The sequence below is a fragment of the Aureitalea sp. L0-47 genome (assembly GCF_026126405.1).
In the GTDB taxonomy this organism is placed as follows: Bacteria; Bacteroidota; Bacteroidia; order Flavobacteriales; family Flavobacteriaceae; genus Pukyongia.
Genome location: NZ_JAFMTQ010000001.1, coordinates 161,318 through 184,487 on the forward strand (window position 1 = coordinate 161,318; position 23,170 = coordinate 184,487).

15 protein-coding genes are annotated in these 23,170 nt (G+C 44.1%); 11 read left to right on the plus strand and 4 right to left on the minus strand.

Features of this window, described 5'->3' with window-relative positions:
* Positions 1–13: 13 nt before the first annotated feature.
* The 3 genes from J1N09_RS00715 (at position 14) to J1N09_RS00725 (ending at position 2,500) form a co-directional block, all read left to right on the plus strand.
* Entirely contained in the window at positions 14–1,150 is a 1,137-nt protein-coding gene (locus J1N09_RS00715; protein WP_265197460.1) for a methionine aminotransferase, read from the plus strand.
* Positions 1,151–1,244: 94 nt separating this feature from the next.
* Positions 1,245–1,724, plus strand: a complete 480-nt coding sequence (locus J1N09_RS00720) for an ankyrin repeat domain-containing protein (RefSeq protein WP_265197461.1) — start codon at positions 1,245–1,247, stop codon at positions 1,722–1,724.
* A complete protein-coding gene (locus J1N09_RS00725) occupies positions 1,721–2,500 on the plus strand; it encodes an amidohydrolase (RefSeq protein WP_265197462.1) in 780 nt (259 codons plus the stop codon). Before J1N09_RS00720 ends, J1N09_RS00725 begins: the two co-directional genes overlap by 4 nt.
* On the opposite strand, the gene J1N09_RS00730 is transcribed toward J1N09_RS00725, so the two are convergent.
* Together J1N09_RS00730 and J1N09_RS00735 are read right to left on the minus strand one after the other, a co-directional pair.
* Positions 2,487–4,091 (minus strand): Ig-like domain-containing protein, encoded by a 1,605-nt coding sequence (locus J1N09_RS00730; RefSeq protein WP_265197463.1) that lies wholly within the window; start codon positions 4,089–4,091, stop codon positions 2,487–2,489. The genes J1N09_RS00725 and J1N09_RS00730 overlap by 14 nt on opposite strands.
* Before the next feature lie 23 nt (positions 4,092–4,114).
* The gene (locus tag J1N09_RS00735; protein ID WP_321160785.1) at positions 4,115–4,645 is read right to left on the minus strand and encodes a ComF family protein; all 531 of its coding nucleotides are present in this window, start codon (positions 4,643–4,645) and stop codon (positions 4,115–4,117) included.
* 220 nt (positions 4,646–4,865) lie between these two features.
* Here J1N09_RS00735 and J1N09_RS00740 point away from each other — a divergent pair, with 220 nt between their 5' ends.
* Positions 4,866–5,750: a hypothetical protein gene (locus J1N09_RS00740; RefSeq protein WP_265197465.1), complete on the plus strand. Its 885-nt coding sequence runs from the start codon at positions 4,866–4,868 to the stop codon at positions 5,748–5,750.
* A 63-nt stretch (positions 5,751–5,813) separates the two neighbouring features.
* Complete coding sequence (locus J1N09_RS00745) at positions 5,814–7,349, plus strand: glycine--tRNA ligase (protein WP_265197466.1); 1,536 nt, start codon at positions 5,814–5,816, stop codon at positions 7,347–7,349.
* A gap of 47 nt (positions 7,350–7,396) precedes the next feature.
* On the opposite strand, the gene J1N09_RS00750 is transcribed toward J1N09_RS00745, so the two are convergent.
* Entirely contained in the window at positions 7,397–7,759 is a 363-nt protein-coding gene (locus J1N09_RS00750; protein ID WP_265197467.1) for a hypothetical protein, read from the minus strand.
* 203 nt (positions 7,760–7,962) lie between these two features.
* Between J1N09_RS00750 and J1N09_RS00755 the strand changes: the two genes are divergently transcribed.
* Together J1N09_RS00755 and J1N09_RS00760 are read left to right on the plus strand one after the other, a co-directional pair.
* Complete coding sequence (locus J1N09_RS00755) at positions 7,963–10,155, plus strand: T9SS type A sorting domain-containing protein (RefSeq protein ID WP_265197468.1); 2,193 nt, start codon at positions 7,963–7,965, stop codon at positions 10,153–10,155.
* A 226-nt stretch (positions 10,156–10,381) separates the two neighbouring features.
* The gene (locus J1N09_RS00760) at positions 10,382–13,012 is read left to right on the plus strand and encodes a T9SS type A sorting domain-containing protein (protein WP_265197469.1); all 2,631 of its coding nucleotides are present in this window, start codon (positions 10,382–10,384) and stop codon (positions 13,010–13,012) included.
* Positions 13,013–13,061: 49 nt separating this feature from the next.
* Here the strand turns inward: J1N09_RS00760 and J1N09_RS00765 are convergent, their stop codons facing one another.
* Positions 13,062–16,481, minus strand: a complete 3,420-nt coding sequence (locus tag J1N09_RS00765) for a hypothetical protein (protein ID WP_321160786.1) — start codon at positions 16,479–16,481, stop codon at positions 13,062–13,064.
* A gap of 263 nt (positions 16,482–16,744) precedes the next feature.
* On the opposite strand from J1N09_RS00765, the gene J1N09_RS00770 reads away from it, so the two are divergent.
* The 4 genes from J1N09_RS00770 to J1N09_RS00785 all read left to right on the plus strand — a co-directional run bounded on the left by J1N09_RS00770 (position 16,745) and on the right by J1N09_RS00785 (position 23,170).
* Positions 16,745–17,509, plus strand: coding sequence for an exodeoxyribonuclease III (locus J1N09_RS00770; protein WP_265197470.1), 765 nt, complete (start codon positions 16,745–16,747; stop codon positions 17,507–17,509).
* Between the two features lie 21 nt (positions 17,510–17,530).
* A complete protein-coding gene (locus J1N09_RS00775; RefSeq protein ID WP_265197471.1) occupies positions 17,531–18,481 on the plus strand; it encodes a flagellar motor protein MotB in 951 nt (316 codons plus the stop codon).
* Positions 18,481–19,521 carry an NADP(H)-dependent aldo-keto reductase gene (locus J1N09_RS00780; RefSeq protein WP_265197472.1) on the plus strand — a complete coding sequence of 347 codons (1,041 nt, stop codon included), beginning with the start codon at positions 18,481–18,483 and terminating at the stop codon, positions 19,519–19,521. The genes J1N09_RS00775 and J1N09_RS00780 overlap by 1 nt, the downstream gene beginning before the upstream one ends.
* Before the next feature lie 82 nt (positions 19,522–19,603).
* Positions 19,604–23,170 (plus strand): HYR domain-containing protein, encoded by a 3,567-nt coding sequence (locus tag J1N09_RS00785; RefSeq protein WP_265197473.1) that lies wholly within the window; start codon positions 19,604–19,606, stop codon positions 23,168–23,170.

Sequence of the window (23,170 nt, forward strand, 5' to 3'; positions counted from 1 at the left end):
TTACCTTTAACTCATGATTTCCAAGCTTCCAAATGTTACGACTACCATATTTGCTGTTATGAGCAAAATGGCACAAGAATACAATGCGATCAACATCTCACAGGGCTACCCGAATTTTGAAAGTGACCCGTTACTTATTCAGATGGTAAACGAGGCAATGAAGAGTGGCTTTAACCAATATGCTCCCATGCCCGGTGATCCTCTGCTCCGTGAACTTATAGTGGATAAAATGAACCAAGCATATGGGAGTTCATACGAGGCGCAAACTGACATCACCATCACTGCAGGAGCCACCCAGGCTATATTTACGGCAATTGCGGCAACCGTTCATCACGGTGATGAAGTGATAGTGTTTTCACCTGCCTATGATTGTTATGAACCAGCAGTAGAATTATTCGGTGGAACACCCAGGGCCATCCAATTGTCATCACCAGACTTTAAACCAGACTGGGACGAAGTAGCCGAAACCATTAATGATAAAACCAAGCTTATCATAATAAATTCCCCTCATAATCCTTCGGGGACTTTGCTGGATAAAGCCGATATGGAAGCCCTGGAGCGAATAGTAGTAGACAACGATCTATATGTTATAAGTGATGAAGTTTACGAACATATCATTTTCGATGGAGAAGAACATCAGAGTGCAGCCCGTTATCCATCCCTGGCCGAGCGAACCTTTATAACCGCCTCTTTCGGTAAAACCTTTCACAATACCGGCTGGAAACTCGGGTATTGCGTAGCACCGTCTGTGCTCATGACTGAATTCAGAAAAGTACACCAATACAATGTGTTTAGTGTGAATCATCCCATTCAAAAAGCACTATCTGAATACATTTCAAATCCCGAAACCTATGGAGGCCTGGGGGCTTTTTACCAGGGAAAACGGGATCTTTTCCTCGATCTGATCTCGAGTTCAAGATTCAAATTTAAACCATCAAAAGGCACCTATTTTCAATTGCTGGATTATTCCGAGATTTCCGACCTTGGCGACCTGGAATTCACGCGTTGGCTCACCCAGGAAAAGGGACTTGCTACTATTCCAACTTCAGTGTTTAATAGGAGTGGAGCCGATTTCAAACAAGTACGGGTTTGTTTTGCGAAAACAGATGAAACGCTAAAGGCGGCGGCCGAGATTATCAATAGTCTTTGATCTTTCAGAAATAATTAAGCTGTTAACAGCTTGCGAAAATTTTGTCCAAAAGCCTTCGGAATGGTATTTTTACTGAAATTCGAACGTTTAACCCATGAGTGAAGCACTTTTTAACGCTATCCGAAACCAGGACGCCACAACCGTGAGGCAGCTGCTATCCTCCGATCCATCCCTGATCAATTCCAAAGACCCCCGGGGTTCTACACCCCTGCTTTTGGCAACTTATTTTGGCAGTGGAGAAGTAGTTTCTGCATTACTGGAAGTTGAACAAGACGTCAATGCCACGGATGCATCAGGGAATACAGCCCTGATGGGAGTATGCTTCAAGGGATTTGAAGATATTGCAAGAAAACTCATCGAACATGGAGCCGATGTGAATATCCGTAATTCTAATGGTTCTTCAGCATTGATATTTGCTGCTACCTTCGGAAAAACTGCGATCGTGAAATTACTCCTGGATCACAATGCAGAAACGGAGGTGAAAGACGATCGAGGCCTCTCTGCGTTGGATCATGCAAAAGCTCAAGGGATGCAAGAGATTGTTACACTGATCGAATCAAAGAAAGCCGGATGAAAGATGAATTGATCATTAGTATTATTCAACCCGATTTGCATTGGGAAGATGCTGTAGCCAATCGCAGTAGCCTGGAACAGTCCATGCTATCCATTAATGATTCTACGCATCTCGTTATTCTTCCGGAAATGTTCACCACGGGATTTTCCATGGATGCGAAGAACCTGGCTGAAGAGCATGAAGGAGAAACGCTTGGTTGGATGCAGAATATGGCTGGCAAAATGAATTCGGCAATCACAGGAAGTATTATTGTAAAAGAAAAAGGTAAATATTTCAACCGACTCTATTTTGTCTTCCCCGATGGTAGTTACGATTGGTATGATAAGAAACATACTTTTACTCTGGCAGGAGAGCACAGGACCTACACGGCCGGGAAGAAGAAATTGATCATAGACTATCACGGATGGAAAATATGCCCATTGATCTGTTACGATCTCCGGTTTCCCGTTTGGGCTAGGAACACTGAAGACTACGACCTGCTGATCTATGTAGCTAACTGGCCTAAGAAACGCATTGCTGCCTGGGATGCCTTACTTCGGGCGCGAGCGATCGAGAATATGAGCTACTGTGTTGGGGTGAATCGTGTAGGGTTGGACGGGAATGACCACGAATACGTTGGCCACAGCGCCGTGTATAATGTGCTGGGCGACCATATTTCAAAAAGTCAGTTTGAGAAGGAATTTATCGATACAGTTTCCCTCTCGAAAGAGCATATCGTAACAACACGCAAGCACCTTCAATTCTTAAATGACAGGGATGCCTTTAATCTAATATAAAGGTTTCGTTCAGGCTCCAGTTCGCCAATACTTCGATCAATTTTGGGTAGTAAACGACGTCTTCCGGCTGCAATCGCTGCAAAAAGTTACCACTGTCCCATCGGTTATTCGCATTAGCGTCTATGATAAGCCTGATGAAGTAATTTCCCGGATCGATATAATCGAAATATACCGCCGCCTCTTCCTTCAGAAACTGTTCATTTACCACTTCGAACTTCTCGGTGAGCAACTGTACAATTACAGGATATTGTTTTACATTCTGAAGTTGAAGCGATATGGTTCCATAGTCGGATAGCTGTTTTGTATTTGCAGTGAACGAAAGCGAATCACTCACGTTTTCATGAAAATCGGTTAACGCACCAGGTAACATTTCCATTTGGTAACGTTGATCTTCAGAAGTTTCAAAAATGAACTGTGCCAGGTTGTTCTTCGGATGGATTACGGAAGAAAAACGGACCGGCAACGTATCCTTGTCCATAATGGTGATCTTGCTTTCGTCTATACTAATTATAGGGGTTGAAGTCTTCACACTAAAAGTGTCTCTTGGGATTAAGGTTCCCGTTCTATAAGCAGTAACCAGTAAAGAATCTGCATATAAATCCTTCATTCTAACTTCAAGGCTGTCCTCGAAACTACCTTTTCTACCCATGAACAACAGACTGTCTGCCTCGATCTCCGGTTTGAACCAGTAGTGTAATGTATCAGTTACGAGGTCACGTACGATCTTCGAACTAAAACCATCGGGAAGCTGGGAAAGGGGTTCGAGAGACGCACCTTCCACTTCTCCTTCATATCCAAAAACGATGTGATATTTGCTTAACTGGGAGGGACGTGTAAATTTGAACTCCGGGACCTCCTTAAAGATTGTTACGGCATACGAACTGTCGCTTGGTAATGTAATATTATCATTTAGAAACCCAATTTTATCTGTTTTGGGTTGAAATGTATAATCGTTTAGCTTTTCCTTTAGTGCAAGTAGCAGGTATTCCCCTTCTTTCACATTAGTGATCTCAAAGGTGTTGGAGCTATCCCTTGTAGTGGCAATATATCTAGGTTTTTCACTGTAGATCAGGGAGTCTTTGAAATCTTCGTTCACTTCATAGAGCATTACGGTTACCGGGAAATCCGCCGTTGGTAGCTGGGCATCAAGCACATTTCCTTTTACTTTCAGGCTATCGATATAGCTACCGGTTGAAAAGACGTATTTAAAATAGTCGAATTCATTTTCTTCGTTATTATCCACAATGCTCTTACCAAAGTTAAAAGAATAGGTGGTGTTTTCGGCCAGAGTATCCTGTATACGTATGCGAAGCATCTTTGAAGTACTTAGAGGCGTGATAATGGGGTCGTACTTCATGGGAGGAGAAATGATCAGGTTCTCCTGAAGATTTTTCAACTTGATATATTCATCGAAGTAGATACGGATCTCGGTTTCGGAAAAATTAGTAGTGAAGTTTTCCGGAACGCTCCTAACGATCATGGGTGGAATAGTATCGAGAGGTCCACCGCTGGGCCTGCCTTTCTTTGCACAATTCCCCATCAGGAGGATCCCGATGAGCACAATAGGAATGTAATAAAGGCGCTGCTTCATGCTCACAAAAATAGCTAAAGTTTTTATGCCATCGCCATGGTGGCTACACTAAGTCGGACATTCGAATTGGCAAGCAACTCAGTGGCGCAGTTTTCAAGTGTTGCACCCGTGGTAACAATATCGTCTACCAGTAGGATATGTTTTTGCTGAAGTGGTTCAGGGTTGGTGACATTAAAGAGTTTTTCCGATTTAAATCTTTTGGATCTTTTCTGAAACACCTGTGACCTTGTTCTGGATGTCTTCAGAAGTATATCTGCCCGATACTCCGCATTAAGTGATTTGGCTATCTCCCTGCCGAAATCACTTACCTGGTTATATCCTCTGAGCTTTTGCTTTCTCCGGTGCAGGGGAACCGGAATTACCATACCGATATCACGATATTCGGGTATTTCTGCCAGTTCTGCACCCAGCCATGAACCCAGAAAAGCACCTATTTGCTTTTGTCCCCTGTATTTTAAATTATGTAATAGTCGCTGTACGCTGCCTTTTTTCTGAAAATACAATAGCGCTGTAGCATTTTCTATCGGGATACGACCGTAAAAAACCTGCTTCATTTGTTCATTGCCGGTTAGGTGATGTCTTGCGAGGGGTAATTCATGCCGACAATGTGTACATAACACATTTTCAGAAGATTGCAGTACTTCTGAGCATCCATTGCATATTTTTGGAAATAAAAGATTTAACATTTTTTAATTAAATTTACCATTTCATAAACGTAACTAACTGAACCACAGCAGTACATTTGCCCTACAAACCTAAACAAACCCATTACCTATGACAACTACTGAAAACAGCAGCACCAAATTTAAAGTCCTCATCGGGATTCTCTCTGCCCTCCTCATTGCTCTGGCCGTTTACACTTTTACATTATACAAGGATAGTAAAAGTACCGTAAGCAATTTGGAACAGCAAAAAGCTGATATAGAAAGCGAATTGGAAGACCTAATCGCTAACTACGACGAGGTTATACAAGATAACGAATTAAAAGATAAAGATTTACTTTCTGCTCGCGAACGCATTGAGGTATTACTTGATTCGGTAAAAGACGCCGAAGCCAATGTGGCACTAATAGAAAGGTATAAGTCTGAAATAGGTCGACTGAAACAAGAAAGAAAGATCCTATTCCGGAAGGCGGATAGCCTCATAGCCGCTAATAAACAACTGGCTATGGAGCGCGACAGTACTAATGTGGTGCTTAACGAGACCATCAAAGTGGTGGATTCGGTTAGCGAACAGAATCTCGCAATGGCCGAGACGATCAAAAAGGGATCTGTGGTCAACGCAGTGGATCTGCGAGGTGAAGCAGTGATCATCAGAAGTAGCGGAAAGATCGTGGATACACGCCGCTCCAGCAGGGCTGATAAAGTACGTGCCTGTTTTACGCTTACTCCCAATGAGATAGCAGAAAAAGGAGATCGCCTGTTGTATGTGCAAGTGATCAATCCGAAAAATAACCTACTCGGCAAGAAGGCGACCATGGAATTTGAAGAAGGCACTCTCAACTACAGTGAGGCGACCAACGTATTCTATGAAAATGAAGAATTAGATGTTTGTGTCCTTGTGGATGCCGTTGAAGACGACCTCATAGAAGGTCGATATATCATCAATGTTTTTGATGGCGCCAGGCAGGTTGCGACCACTACCATGGAGTTGAAATAATATCATCCTTAAAAAAACCAAACCGCTATGATGTTATCGTAGCGGTTTTTTTATTTTTGCGCTATGGCAAACAATGAAGATCAGTTTAAGAAAGTGGTATCCCATGCAAAAGAGTATGGGTACATATTTGGTTCCAGTGAGATTTACGACGGATTAAGTGCCGTATACGATTATGGACAGCAAGGTGTGGAGCTAAAGAACAATATTCGTGATTACTGGTGGAGAAGTATGGTATACATGCATCAGAATATCGTAGGTATCGATGCTGCCATCCTAATGCACCCAACAACCTGGAAAGCCTCCGGGCACGTTGATGCTTTCAACGATCCGCTGATCGATAACAAGGATTCTAAAAAGCGTTATCGGGCCGATGTATTGGTCGAGGATCACGCCGAAAAGCTGGAAAACAAAGCCAAGAAGGAAATAGCAAAGGCAAAGAAACGTTTTGGGGAGTCTTTTGACGAACAACAATTTGTCACTACTAACCCCAGGGTACTGAAATACCGTGAGCAAAAACAGGAGATCCTGGACAGGATGGCTCGTCTTTTGGAAAGTGAAGACCTGGCTGGAGTGAAGGCACTGATCGAGGAACTTGGAATAGCCGATCCGGTGTCCGGAAGCAAGAACTGGACAGAAGTGCGACAGTTCAACCTGATGTTCGGCACGAAATTAGGAGCTTCGGCAGATAGTGCTACCGATCTCTATTTAAGACCGGAGACAGCACAGGGAATATTTGTGAACTTCCTCAATGTTCAGAAGACAGGAAGAATGAAAATTCCCTTTGGAATAGCACAAACGGGTAAAGCCTTCCGTAACGAGATCGTGGCTCGCCAATTCATCTTCAGAATGCGTGAGTTCGAACAAATGGAGATGCAGTTCTTTTGCCGTCCGGGCGAAGAGATGAAGTGGTACGAGTACTGGAAAGAAACACGCCTCAATTGGCACCTCTCCTTAGGTTTGGGAGAAGATAATTATCGCTGGCATGATCACGAAAAGCCGGCGCACTATGCCAATGCGGCCACAGATATCGAGTTCAACTTCCCGTTCGGATTTAAAGAATTGGAAGGTATTCACTCTCGAACGGACTTCGACCTTAAGGCACACGAAGAATTTTCAGGAAGAAAACTTCAGTTCTTCGATCCTGAATTGAACGAAAGTTATGTCCCTTATGTAGTGGAAACTTCCATAGGTCTTGATCGCATGTTCCTGGCCATATTGTCGAAATCACTTCAGGAAGAAACCCTTGAAGACGGCAGCACCAGAACCGTACTCAGGTTGCCTGCGATTCTTGCGCCGGTAAAAGTGGCAGTATTACCACTCATAAAGAGGGATGGCCTTCCGGAAATAGCTCATGAGATCATAGACGATCTTAAGTGGGATATGAACGTGATCTACGATGAAAAGGACGCTGTAGGAAGAAGATACAGAAGACAGGATGCAGCGGGAACGCCATTCTGTATTACCGTGGATCACCAGACCAAGGAAGATAATACAGTGACACTTCGGAACAGGGACAGTATGGAGCAGACAAGAATTCCAATTTCTGAAATCGCAGCTCAACTAAAAAACAGTATTTCATTCAAAGAGTGGTTATCGTAACTCGATAACCACTCCTTTTTTCCTTTGAATATTCTGTTGATGTAAGTCTACATCCTATCCTGTATCTCAACAATACTTATAGGGTTGGCTTTCTCACAACGGTTCATCATTTTCAAGCCGGCAAATTTAAACCAGATCTTAGCACCATCCTTTTGATATTTCTCATCCATATTGATCGGGTCCAGCAGGTAGGTATAGTCATCACTGTCCACATCAATTGTGTAGGGACAGTCTCCTTCCGCATCAGAATACATGACCGTGCCGCTGTAAAATCCGGCTTCCTTCATTTTTTTTGCGATCATTGCTAACTCCTCCTTGTCCGGCCCATCACCATTGGTGGCTTTGGATCCAGAATTACAGGAAACAATTGTTATAGAAAGCAATACGAAAAGTGTTCTAAATAGAGTCATTTTAATGGATTTAAGTGTTTTTATAGTTGGAATTGCAATTTACGTGCCTTTCGTTTGATTTTTAGAATGTTTTGTGATAAATATTAAGTGCTTCTGAATCAACCACCTGAAAATAGCTATTTCTTATGAACTCCTATGGATATCTCGAATATTGATGTTACTTTTAGGCTCTTAAATACCACTTTAACTAAAAAACTATTGAAATGAAGTTAAAAACCTACTTCACATTGATATTCCTTTTAGCAATATCAATGTCTTTAAGTGCACAGGTGAATAACGTTGTGCCAAATGAACCCCAAGGGCCTGTATCTGTGGGAACGTTCGACTCTATGGTCTATGTTCCTTCCCTAGCCTCAAGGCAAAGTATCCTAACTCCTCCTGATGACACCCCTAGGGAAGCTCAGGATAAGAGATCTATAAACGCTCCAGGAACTATTGGGCCAGACCCACAAACATTTGATGATTATCTGGCAACTAACCAGGATCCGGCATCACAAACTATTGAGGTGGCTCCGCCATTCCTGACATTTAACGCATTTACTTCTAACTCCAGTCCATCAGATCCAACTATGGCAGTGGGTCCAAACCACGTTTTTGTAACCTGGAATACAGCCTTTGCCATTTACGATAAAAACGGAAACGTACTTCAGGGACCCACATCACCAGCACCAGCTATTTTCCCTGGTGGAGGATGTTGTGACTTGACAGTTTCTTACGATGACGCCGCCGACAGATGGGTCGTTACGTTCTTGGGAAGTAGCACAAATATTGCTGTTTCTGATGGTCCGGATCCTATTAATGACGGATGGAACGTATATGCACAATCATTTAATGACTACCAGAAATTATCTATCTGGAGTGATGGTTACTATATGACGCAGAACGTGCAGGGATCTCAAAGAGTATTTGCTCTTGAGCGTGACGAAATGCTTGCTGGTAATCCGGCTGCCCAGATTGCTAGTTTCAATCTTCCGGGTGTTCAGGGGACGTTACCATTCTTTAGCCCACAGTTCTTATCGGTTACAGATGGAAATATGCCTGCGGATGGCAGTGCGACTGTAGTATTTCTGCAAGACGATGCCTTTGGAGGAGTAACGAGCGATCACATTAAATACTGGACGGTTGATATGGATTGGGCTACGATTGGAAATTCTACCATATCCGCCGCTACAGAATTACCTGCTACTCCTTTTATCAGTGTATTCGACGGAGGAAGTTTTCAAAACCTGTCTCAGCCAGGTGGGGGCGCACAGATCGATGCCGTGCAAAACACGATATACAACCAGGCACAGTTCAGAAAGTTTCCGGGTCACAACTCGGCCCTATTTAGCTTTGTTGTTGATACCGATGCTGGTGGTGGCGAACTAGCCGGGATTCGCTGGTATGAACTTCGACAAACATCCGACGGGCAGCCGTGGACCATTTTCCAGGAAGGTACCTACGTTTCTCCTGATGGAAAGCACGCATGGATGGGAAGTTTGATCATGGACGATGCCGGGAATATTGCCCTTGGCTACTCTGCCATGGCCGGACCCACTACGCCGAATCCAACTAATTTCCGAGTTGGTTCGTACTATACTGGTCGTTTTGATGGCGACCCCCTGGGAACTATGACGGTTATCGAGGAGGAAATAGGTGTTTCTGCCAATAACGTTCCTAACGTTCGTTATTGTGATTACAATAAGATGGACATAGATCCTTCCAATGATAATGAATTCTGGTTTATCAACGAGATCATGCAAGGGTCACGAAGAGGTATTGTTGGAGCATTCCAGTTAACACCACCACAACCGAATGACATCGGAATGGTGACAATTGATGCACCGAACAGTGGTAACAACCTAACGGCTACGGAAGACGTCATCGTAACTATCAGAAATTACGGAAGTAACGATATCGCAAATCCTGAAGTTCAGTATACCATCAACGGAGGAACTCCTGTTGTTGAGAATTACAGTGGAACTATTACTGCCGGAACAACCGAGCAATATACCTTCTCGCAAACTGCTGATCTGTCTGCACAGGGAACGTTTGATTTCGAGGCAAAAACCAACTTGCCAGCCGATTCGAACACAAGTAATGATACGGCTACAAAAACAGTTACAAATACTATACTGGGAATTGAAGATCAGGCTATCATAGAATCTGAACTTTTGGTAGTTACAAAAGCGAATAATCAGTTCGAGATTTCCCTGATCACTAGTTTTGATGGGGTTGCATCAATGGCAGTTTTCAATCAGCTTGGCCAATCGATGGAAGCACATACTATAGAGAAGAATGGAGATCGTTATGTATATCAGTTGGATATGTCTTACGCCTCTGCGGGTGTTTACTTTATCCAAATAGGAGATGGAGCATCTAATTCCTATCGTACTGCGAAAATTGTTGTAAGATAATAACCACTTACATATCAATATTTAAAGAGCCCTCCACGGAGGGCTCTATTTATTTAATTGATGATTTCTTTTAATTAACCTATCCAATAACTAGGGGTTTATTTGAGTAAATCACTCACCAACAGGCTATTAAATAAATATAGATTTGGTGAAATCCTTCATAAAAATTCAAATATTGATGGTATTTTTACAATACCAAAACAAATTTAACTAAAAGACTATCGAAATGAAGTTAAAAAACTATTTCGCCTTGATGATATGTTTCATATTAACAGCGAATCTAACTGCGCAGGTTGACCAACCTGTGCCAAATGAACCCCAAAGCCCTAATTGGGTAGGAACTTTTGACTCTATGGTTTATGTTCCCTCTATTGCTTCCAGGAAAGCAGAACTTACCCAGCCTGACATGACTCCCCGCGAAGCACAGGATAAAAGATCACTAAGGCCCCAGGTTGTGATAGGTAAAGATCCCCAAAACTGGGACGACTACCTCGCAGCAAATCCACACCCTAGCTCACAATCCGTTCGATCTGCACCTCCTTTTCTTGTATTCGATGCGTACACCGGAACGTCGAGTCCAACCGATCCAAGTATGGCAGTTGGTCCGAACCACGTTATTGTTACATGGAATACGGCATTTGCTATTTACGATAAAAACGGAAATGTACTTCAAGGCCCAACGGCGCCTAATCCGGCTATCTTTCCAGGTGGTGGATGTTGTGACCTAACCGTATCATACGACGATGCAGCGGACCGATGGGTGCTTACTTTCTTAGGTGCAAGTCAGTCCATTGCCGTATCCGACGGCCCGGATCCTATCAATGACGGATGGAATGTGTATGGACAATCATTCAATGACTACCAGAAACTTTCCATCTGGAGCGATGGATACTATATGACACAAAACACCCAGGGATCGCAGAAGATTTTTGCTTTAGAGAGAGATGCTATGCTAGCGGGTGATCCCGGAGCTCAAATTGCTACTTTTAACTTACCAGGTGTAGCAGGAACAACTCCGTTCTTCAGTCCACAGTTCCTAAGTGTTACCGATGGCAATATGCCAGCAACGGGAGGAGCAACAGTGGTGTTTCTTCAAGATGATGCATTCGGTGGAATTGCTACAGACCACGTGAAATACTGGACCGTAGACATGGATTGGGGTACAATAGGTAACTCTACCATTTCCGCAGCAACTGAGATATCTGTTGCCCCTTTTATAAGCGTCTTTGACGGTGGTAGCTTTGATAATCTGGCTCAGCCCGGTGGAGGCTCGGATATCGATGCGGTTCAGAATACGGTAATGAATCAGGCCCAGTTCAGAAAGTTCCCTGGTCATAACTCTGCCTTATTCACCTTCGTTGTCGATACCGATGCTTCAGCAGGAGAAAGAGCTGGTGTACGCTGGATGGAATGGAGACAACCCGGTGATAACCAACCCTGGTCCCTTTACCAGGAAGGCACCTTTACTTCGCCAGATGGCAAGCACGCATGGATGGGAAGCATGATAATGGATAACAATGGTAACATCGCGCTTGGATATTCCGCAATGGCGGGTCCAACTACGCCGAATCCAACCAATTTCCGAGTAGGGTCCTATTACACAGGACGATTCGACGGGGATGCTCTCGGAACTATGACAGTTATCGAAGAAGAAATTGGAGTTTCATCCAACAACGTTCCAAACCTAAGATATTGTGATTACAATAAAATGGATATTGATCCTTCAAATGACGATACTTTCTGGTTTATCAATGAATATATGACTTCCGGAACGGGACGTTCAGGTATTGTTGGTGTATTCCAAATTACACCACCTCAACCAAACGATATCGGTATGGTAAGTATAGATGAGCCCGTTAACGGTGTGCTTACCGCCACCGAAGATATTGTGGTTAGTATCCGAAACTTCGGAAGTAACGATATCGTCAATCCTGAGATCCAATACACCATAGACGGTGGGACTCCTGTGGTAGAAACCTACAGCGGCACAATAGTAGCCGGCACTGTAGAGCAATATACATTTGCACAAACCGCGGATCTTTCAGCACCGGGATCGTACCTAATTGAAGCCAAGACTAATCTGGCTGGTGATTCCAACACTTCCAATGATACTGCATCTAAAACTGTTGTCAATGGTCTGATCTATTGTCAGCCTTCCGCGGATTGTTCCTTTGGAGATGGCTTCCAGCTAATCTCTATCGAACAGATCAACAATCCATCGGGTTGTGAAGGATACGGAGATTTTACAAACCAGGTTGCCAATCTGGATCCGGACACTACTTATGATCTTACCGTAACCACCGGTTATGGAGATCAGTTTGTTTCTGCCTGGATCGATTTTAATGACGATGGAACTTTCACAGCAGATGAATTGGTAGTGGATAATTACGAGATCGCAGATGGTCAGGGTTCAGGTTCGTATACCGAAACATTCGACCTTGTGGTGCCTGCAGGTGCTGCTCTGGGAGAACACAGAATGCGATTTAAGTCGAATTGGGATGCTCCTGTTCCTCCCGATGCCTGTGCTACGACACAGTTTGGTGAAACCGAAGATTACACGGCTCAAATCGGAGAGCTAAGTATCCAGGATCGCGAGTTGGCAAATTCAGATCTCATTGTTGTTACCAAACCAAACAGTCAATATGAAATATCTCTGATCACTGGATTTGACGGCATAGCATCTATCCGCATTTACAATCAATTAGGACAAACACTAGCTTTCAATAACCTCGAGAAGAAGGGTGATCGCTATGTTTACAATCTGGATATGTCTTATGCTTCCGCCGGAGTGTACTTCATCCAAATGGGTGATCAATCTTCACGTTCATACAAGACCGCTAAGATCATAGTGAACTAAGGATTCAGAATAATTGAATATAAAGGCCCTCTTCGGAGGGCTTTTTTTATTAGAAATAAGCACGCAGTTGTATACTTCCTGTGTGAATCGTACTTGAGTTCTCACTCTTTCTTCCGAAGTAAGATAAATTAGCATCCAGGTATTTGGTAATTTTTTTCTGGAACAGAACGCTCCAGGTGAAGTTGGACCCGGGCTGAAGACCGTCCAGCATCTGGTACGCCACCGGAGAAAAGGCGCTTCCGTTGAAGTCGTTGTTTATATAGTTGAACTCACTGGTGATCGATATCTTTTGTGCATTGGTGTAGGCAAAAGATACCCCCGTGGTTTGCCTGTCAAGCTCCTCCATTCCCGTTAATTGGTTCTGCTCGTTTCCGTACTCATAAAAGATATCAAATCGCGTTTGTTTGTTGAAGAGGTAGGATAACTTCGGATTGAATTCGTAGGTATCCAACTCAAAATTTCTAACAGGAAAGTTCTCCGAAGTACTTGTATTATTTCCGAGGGAACCTTTTAATGTTACTAACCAACTGCCCCAAACTTTATGATTGAAATTAAACTGGTGACTTTCCAGATCATTCTGCTGCAATCCAACCGAAAGCAGGTTGTTAGCACTAGTGGCGATATAGGTATAGCTGGTGGTGAAATTCTGTTTTCCTCGATTGAAAAAAAGCACATTCCTGAAATTTAAGGTCAGCCCCAGTTCATCATCTCCTCCATCTTTAAATGGATTGATCTCAAAATCGTCATTGGTGCGCCTGGTCTTTCTGCTTATCAGGTAGGAGGTTTGGTTGTGAAATTTCGACAGAAATTTTTTTATTCCTTCGGAAGAGTTCCAGGATTGGGGGTTCAGGGTAAGCAATTGACTGAACCTGTTCTCCCTTATTTTCACAAAGATCTGGTTGGGGAGGAGCACCCGAATGTATTCTGCCTCATCCTGAAATTGGGCGACTTCGAATTCATCGAGTTCCTGTATCCCGTTGTTATTGTAATCCCTCCATGTGTAAATTCCCTGCCCGGGTTCCACCTGGAGGTAGGTGAACTCCTGCTGGGGGATCACCCCACTATTTGTTTCCAGTACCGTATTGGAGCGTATGCCACCTTTCAGAAATTGCTGGTTGTACACCAGTCTCGAATTCAACGTACGTTCGTCATCATCACCACCTTCTTCATCTTTTAAGTCCCTGTAATTGGCAAAAACAGTAAGCTGCGAAGTAGAAGAGTTGATCAATCGTGACTTCATAAAATAAGTGTTCGAACTATTAACGCGAATTAATCGATTGTTACGTACACTATCATTCAATTGCCGTCTGTACCCGAGTTCAACATACACTTTGGTGCTATCGCCGATTCCGGCGTATGCTTCATATGAATATAGCCGCTGACTCACATTGGTCAAACTATCGTTCGCGACTGTGGATACCTGGTTGTCCTCCAGGCTTACTTTAGCGCCCACCCAGGCCTTATTGAACGCGTAGGCGGTATTGGTAAAAGAACGGGCGAATTTAGAATCCAGCGAATCACTTTCACTCTTCAGGTAACTGCTAGAACTGTTTATCCTGAATTTTCCCGGGCTGAAATTCGCATTCAGAACATGTCGGTCCCCGTTGAAGTTTTCAGAAAAATTAAGGTTCTGGTATTGGTAGCTTCCCATACCTAACCCGGATTTGGCCACCTCAGCACCGGCAATTACAAATCGCTGATCACCCATGGGATCGATGAGGTTCCAGTCCCTTGCAAATTCGATGTTGTACAAACGTTCAATGGTCCGAAAATCTTCATTTACAATATCGATAGAGCCAATTCCGTTTACAGCCAGGGAATCCGAGGATGTATGAAGGTTTTGACGAACTCCTAATCTAAACGCGTATCCATCATTGTTTTCGTCATCAATTCCCGAAAATAGGTTGAGGTCGTTTCGGCTACCCGCGAGTTCGAAGTCGATATTGGTCTTTTCCGAAGGGTGATATTTACCGTTCACACCTAGGATCTGTAGTTTAACAGGAGCGGTGAGCTGCACTATGGGCTCATAATTTCCCTGGGGAACGCCGTTTACCGGTGATACATATTCGAAGATCCGGTTAATAGCTCCCTGGTCACTGAGTACATAGTTACCCAAATTCGCGCCTACCAGGCTAAACCGAACATTGAACAGTTCGTCCTCCGGGTTGCTGGAGAATACGAATATCTCGATCCCATCCATCATATCCTTTCGGTATAATATTTTGTTTTCTGAAAAGGTATCGGGAACTGCAGAGGGAGCCGTCATCGCAGTGCGATCATCTCCTGCAGCCTGTAAGATTGCAACCTGTTCTTCCGAGAGGTTCTGTTGCAGCGGTTGATTTTTAGCGTCATTTTCAGTGTAGGCGTAAAATCCGATATCGAAATTTTCGGTGCTATATCCACCACCACCATAGCCAATGAATCGTGAATAATTTCGGTCGGTGAATTGGTATTCCACGATGATCCGCATATTTGCCGTGATGGGAAAAGTTGGATTGAAACGGATCTCACCCGCGTTATAGTCGATCACATAATCGGCATTTTCGCCCCGCTTCAGTAGTAAACCATTTACAAAAACCCGCTCACTTCCCGAAACGATAAGGATGAACAATTCACCATTGGGGCCAACCAGTTTGTAGGGCCCCTGGTTTCCTTCCTGTCCTGTAAACTGACTTCTTTGAAACACTCCCCGAACCAGGGCACCGGATGCGAAAGCATTGGAAGTAGCACCGTTCTCATGATTCAGCTTCCCGGCTAAGGCGATTCCCTGAACTTTTTTGGTAAACCTTCCAAAGTAACTCTCCGTATTCTGAAGGTCCACATCACCTGCCCGGATGTTCCAGTTGTCGCTGAAGAGTTCTATAAAGATCTGGTCGAACTCATCCAGGCTCTGGGAATAACCACCTTCCTGGGTGGGAATATTAGCGTCTTGTATGGAGGCTCGAATCGAGACCCTGTCATTCAGACGCCCGGTAATCTGCAGGTCGAGTTCGCTGTTCACCACAGCATTCTGATTGTTTCCCACCGTAACTCCTCTCGAAATACTTCCTACCGTATTTAAACCTTCAAATGGAGTAAAGCCCCGTTTGCTACCTCCCTGCTGAAGGGAGTACAACTTCTCAATGGAGCCGCTTTGTTGGACGATGGTTTTTGGGTCGAAGACGTAGTAATCACGTGTAAGGTAGTCGGGATATCGAAGGTAGTTCACGGTGATCGAATCTTCCTCCTGCCGAAGAGTCTCATTTAGAATAAGAATGCCACTGTTGAAGTCGATTCTATAGTTAGTGCTATCGATCTTCGTCCCGTCTTTCCGAAGTAATTCGAAGCGAGAAGGGTTAATCGGGGTGCTGTCCACGCGAATACTATCCCTAACGGCCATTCGTTCACTGCGGTAGTTGGAAGTCACATCCTGCGCAAATCCCAGGAAAGGCGCAGTAAGGAACAGAACGAACAGGAGATGCTTCATCATGTATACAACTTTGGCGCAGGCTTTTTATTTTGTTGATTCTTTTTTGAAAACCTTTCGTACAGTTGTTGTGGTAAAAATACGATCTTATTTACTTTAGTGCAGCCAAACGGAAACCAGCTTAGATCATGAAATGAGCATAAACAAAATTAATTTTTCACTTATCGACCGAAATAATTAAATTTTTTATGCGAAAGCGTAGTGGTTGATCTAAGTAGAAAATTTTTATTTAGTTCATTTTAAGTAAAATAGAAATTTTTAAATAGATGAAAATAATATCGTACAATGTTAACGGCATACGCGCAGCTATGCGAAAGGGGCTTACCGACTGGTTGAAAGCGTCGAAGCCGGATGTGTTCCTGGTTCAGGAAACCAAAGCCAACAAAGATCAGGTTGAAGTTGAAGAGATCGAAGCTGCCGGTTTTCCATATCACTATTGGTTCAGTGCTGAGAAAAAAGGATATAGCGGCGTGGCGATATTCTGCAAAGAAGAACCCAACCACATTGCCTACGGAACGGGGATCGATTATATGGACAGTGAAGGGAGAAACCTTAGGGTTGACTATGATGACGTTTCAATTATGAGTTTGTACCTGCCCAGTGGGACGAATATAGCCAGGCTTGAACACAAGCTCACCTATATGGCCGATTTCCAAAGCTACATTGATGATTTAAAAAAGGAGATCCCGAACCTGGTGATCGGTGGAGATTATAATATCTGTCATGAAGCGATCGATATTCATGACCCGGTAAGAAATAAAAATGTATCCGGTTTCCTCCCGGTTGAGAGAGAGTGGATAGGTAATTTTATAGACAGTGGTTTTATAGACTCTTTCAGGCATTTCAATAAAGAACCCCATCAGTACACCTGGTGGAGTTATCGTGCCAACGCCCGTGCCAATAACAAAGGCTGGCGGATCGATTATAATATGGTAGCCAAACCACTGCAAGAAAAAATGAAACGGGCCGTTATATTACCCGAGGCCCATCACAGCGATCACTGTCCGCACATGGTTGAATTATCACTGTAACTGCCCTAAATACTACATGCTATGCTTAAAAAGATTTTCTTCGGAATTATTTTAGTCCCATTTTTTACCTCTTGCGTTTCATCTAAGATCTATGAAGATCTTCAGGACCGCTACGATGCCCTGAAAGCAGAAAACGAGTCACTGATGTCACAACTGGATGAGCGCAATGGAAATAGTGACTATTCGGAGGCGCGTTTTCGTGAAGAAATCGATAAACTGAATGCCGAAAATAGCAGGCTTAAAATGGACCTGGCAGCACTCCAGAATAACCTGGATCGATTGCAGGCCTCTTATGATGCTTTGGAGGCGAATAGTTCCAGTTCACTTACTGAAAACCTGGAACGAAACAGAAAACTCCTGGAAGAGTTGGAAGCCAAAGAAAGGCGACTTGCTGAAGAAGAAGCCAGGTTAAAAGAAGTACAGCGTCAATTGGCGTCACGCTCCGCCCGTGTGGATGAACTTGAAGGGATTATAGCGGCCAAAGATGCCAAGATGAGAGCGTTGAAAGATGCTATTTCTGCAGCTTTGGTAAATTTTGAAGGAAACGGGCTTACCGTCGAGCAGCGTGATGGAAAAGTATACGTATCCATGGAGAATAAATTATTGTTCGATAGCGGCAGTTGGGCTGTGAATAGCAGAGGAAAGGAAGCGGTTGTTCAGCTCGGTCGTGTATTGGCAGATAATCCTGAGATTGCCGTGTTAATTGAAGGGCATACGGATAATGTTCCCTATGGCGGTAGTGGAAACATAAAAGACAATTGGGATCTTTCTACCAAGCGTGCCACGGCTATTGTGAATATCATAATTGCGAACTCGAGGATTCCGAAAGAGAATCTTACTGCGGCGGGTCGAGGAGAATATGCGCCTGTTGCCAGCAATAGTTCCCCGGAGGGAAGGTCTAAGAATCGAAGAATTGAAGTGATCCTTACTCCGAAACTTGATGAGATAGCTAAATTACTAGAAGAGCTCTAATGAAATACACCAACCTCCCGAACACCAGTCTGAAAGTAAGTAAGATCTGCCTGGGCACTATGACCTTCGGAAACCAGAATTCCGAGGCAGATGCACATGAGCAATTGGATTTTGCCCTCGATAAAGGTGTGAACTTCATCGATACCGCAGAAATGTACCCTGTTCCCTTTATGGCCGAAAGACAGGGCTGGACAGAAAAATTTATTGGTTCATGGCTTAGCAAAACAGGGAATAGGGAAAAGATCGTTCTGGCTACAAAGATCGCTGGGTCCAGTAGGGGTATCTTCCAAAACATTCGGGAAAACCTGGATTTCAGTAAAAAGTCTCTCGATGATGCACTGCATAAAAGTCTGAAGCGCCTGCAAACGGATCACATCGATCTGTATCAACTTCACTGGCCGGAGCGAAGCGTGAACATATTCGGTCAGCGGGATTATGATTACACAGCGAACACTGAGTGGGAGGATAATATTGGTGCTATTCTGGACCGACTCGAAACTTACGTGAATGAAGGTAAGATCCGATACGTAGGGCTGAGTAATGAAACCCCCTTCGGTATTATGCGTTATATGGAAGAACACAGAAGGGGAAAGTTAAAGATGGTTTCTACCCAGAATGCGTATAGTCTTATACAGAGACGTGATGAGATAGGTCTAACAGAGGTTCTTCAGATGGAGGATATTGGTTACCTTGCTTATTCTCCTTTGGCATTTGGGGTGCTTTCGGGAAAGTACCTGGATAGTGCCAAACCTGAAGGCGCGCGGGTTACTTTATTTCCGAATTACAGCCGTTACAGCAGCGAACAGTCGTTGAAAGCTACTCAGATGTACTCGGACATAGCTCGAAGGTATGGCCTTTCGCTTACTCAAATGGCCCTGGCATTTGTGAATGAACGACCATTTGTAACTTCTAACATTATTGGCGCCACCAACCTTGAACAACTTTCAGAAAATATTGAAAGTATTAATTTGTCACTTTCTTCAGAAATAATAAAAGAGATAGAAAAGGTACATAGCCTCACACCAAATCCGGCTCCTTGACGTGTTTTTCGGGTGTTAAATATTCAGTTTTTCCGAATAATTATAATATATTTGACGCTATTAGCCACCAAATCAGAACCTTATGAAAATATTTCCTCTTTTAGGAGTGTTTTTATTCAGTATTAGCCTAACTCAACTTCACGCACAGGACTATCTGGATTTAATTCACAACCCAACCGAAACAACTACTCTTAGCGAAATTCAACAACTTGCAGAATCCTATTTTGAAGATAGAGATAGAGGCCGTGGAAGCGGTTACAAACAGTACAAGCGATGGGAGTACCATACGCAGCGGAAAGTTAATTCCGATGGGCGAATACTGAATTTCAGTAAGCTTACTCAGGATGCAATTTCCAGCCTTGAGTCGGAGAATCCACCGGTAGGAAGAATGCCGGGTAACTGGACCTCTATGGGACCCATGAGTTATACCAATGGTAATAGCGGTTATAATGGAGGCCTGGGGCGGGTTAACGTTATCGCTTTTCATCCCACCGATGCAAACACCATCTATTTGGGAGTACCCGCCGGGGGCCTTTGGAAAACTACCGACGGAGGTTCTTCATGGTCGCCCATGTCGGATCAGCTGGCAAGTATTGGTGTTTCCGGTATTGCCGTAGATCACAACAATCCAAATACTGTTTACATACTTACGGGTGATGGTGATGGTGCCGACACTTATTCGATAGGTGTTATGAAATCTACCGATGGTGGAGCAACCTGGAATACTACAGGTTTGACCTGGGGTGTAACCAACTTTGTACGAGGTTATAAATTACTAATGCATCCCACGAATAGTAACATTATGATGGCAGTCACCACTTCGGGAATATACAGAACAACCGATGGTTGGGCAACCGCTACTAATGTCCAATCCGGGAGTTTCAGGGATATAGAATTTAAACCCGGAGACCCTACCACTGTTTACGCGGTAACAACAAACACTTTCTATAAATCAACCGATACAGGAGCATCCTGGGGGACTGCAGGCACGGGATTACCTTCGGGAGAAAATCGTATCGCATTAGCGGTTACTCCTGCTAATGCGAACTATGTGTATTACCTGGCTGGACCGGGTGGTGCTTCAGGGAGCGGGACTTTCAGAGGATTGTACCGTTCAACGGATTCCGGGACAAGTTTCAGTAACAGGTCCACAACACCCAATATTCTTGGAAGCGATGTAGGTGGAGGTGGAACGGGTGATCAATCCTGGTATGATCTGGCTATTGCGGTTAATCCAACTAATGCCGACAATACAATTACCGGTGGTGTAAACGTATGGAGATCTACCAATGGTGGGAGCTCACATACCTTAAGTGCCTACTGGTACTTTCCGGGAGCATCTCAATATGTACATGCCGATATTCACGAACTGGTCTACAATCCATTGAACAACAGGCTGTACTGTGGAAGTGATGGTGGGATATCGTATAGTACTGATCACGGTGTTACATGGACCAATATCTGGGATGGTCTTGAGATCATGCAATTCTACAAGATATCAGGAGTTGAGGCGAACCAGAACCTCATCATTGGAGGTACACAAGATAACGGTACTAATAAATATACTGGTTCTACCAATATTGAACATATCCTTGGTGGTGATGGGATGGACAATATGATAGATTATACTAACAATAATACAATTTACTATAGTTTTCAGAATGGAGGCCTGAGACGATCTACTAATGGAGGTTCTTCTTCCACTTCAATCCAACCAGGTGGATCAACAGGAGCCTGGGTAACCCCATATGCAATGGATAGTTCCAACCCGAATATCATCTATGGTGGTTACAGCGATGTGTACAGAAGTACCAACCAGGGATCAACCTGGACCAATCTTGGAGCCGATGGGCGAGGGGCTCTGGCGGTTGGAATCAATGATGGATCAAGGCTATACGCTGCCAGGAACAATGTATTACGAACCTCCTCCAACACAGGAGGATCCTGGAGCACAGTGACCGGACCATGGCCAAGCGGACTTACGATCACCGACATCGCCATTGACCCGGCAAATGCATCCCGAGTGTGGATCACCTTAAGTGGCTATACTGCCGGTCAGAAAGTTTATGAATCTACCAATGCGGGAGCCTCCTGGACAAATATTTCAGGTACTTTACCCAATGTTCCTGCATTGAGTATTGCTTATGAGAATACAGGGGGGGCACCTGCCGATGCCATTTATATTGGAATGGCCGTAGGAGTTTACTATACTTCGGATTCAACCCCCTGGACCCTGTATAATACAGGTCTTCCGAATGTGCCTATTTACGACCTCGAGATAAATCACACCAACAGTAAGTTAAGAGCCGGAACCTACGGACGAGGACTATGGGAAACCCCGCTTTATAACGTAGTGGTTTGCGATATTTTAACCAGTACGGTTACCACTACTGCTCCTTCATGCCCAGGAGGCAATGACGGAAGCTTGTCGGTAACTGCTACCTGTTCAACTTGTACCGGGATTCAGTACACTATAACTCCTACAAACCCGGCAGGCCCACCAATAGTGCAGGTGAACAATGGTGCTTTTACTAACCTGGCTGCTAATTCATATACCGTTTATATTGAAGACACAGGAGATTCATCCTGTAATGAAAACTGGGGAAGTAATCCGGAGGTTGTCCCAGATGGAACCGATTCGATAGCACCGGCTATTAGTTGTCCTTCTGATGTAAACGTGGAATGTGGAAATGACACTTCACCTACTGCGACGGGCACTGCGACGGCCTCGGATAATTGCGATCCAAATCCGGGAGTGACATTCAGTGATAGTAGTGCTGCTGGTTGTGGTAACACCGAAGTGATCACCAGGACCTGGACAGCTACCGATGCCTCCGGGAATTCCATAGATTGTACACAGACCATCACGGTTGTAGATACAACCATGCCTACAGTTAGTTGTACTGCCGATATTACGGTTGACAACGACCCCGGACTGTGTGAAGCAGTAGTCAACTATTCCCTTCCAACGGCTTCAGATAGTTGTGGAGGAATAACAATAACACAAACAGCAGGGTTCTCATCAGGAAGTCTTTTCCCCGTTGGGACAACTACGAATGTCTTTGTGATAACGGACGATTGTGGTAATGCGGTTGGATGTTCCTTTGATGTGACTGTTGAAGACAATGAAGCGCCGGTACTAACTTGTCCGGCGGACCAAACTGTAAACGTTGGCCCGGGAAATCAATATACGGTTCCTGATTATTTTGCTAACGGTCTTATTACAGCCAACGATAATTGTACGAGTCCGGTGAGTAGTACGAGTCAGAATCCTGCACCCGGAACGCTGCTCTCTGGAGGAACTTATACAATTTCTGCAACTGCTACGGATGCGGAAGGAAACACAGGTAATTGTTCATTCCAGCTTATTGTGGATACTACTTTAGGAACCGTTGACAATTCTGGACTTAGGTCGGTAGTGATCTATCTGAATCCAGCCAAGGAGTACGTTATCCTTGGGAATCCAGGGAACATAGATCTGGACAAGTTGGAGATCTATACCTTGCAAGGAAGATTGGTGCAAACCCTGAATCTTGTGAATATGGGAACGGAAAAGCAGATCGAGGTTTCGGAATTTGCCGCGGGTACTTATCTCTTCAGAATTTATTCTGAAAATGAAAGTATCACGAAATTTGTGGTTAAGGAATAA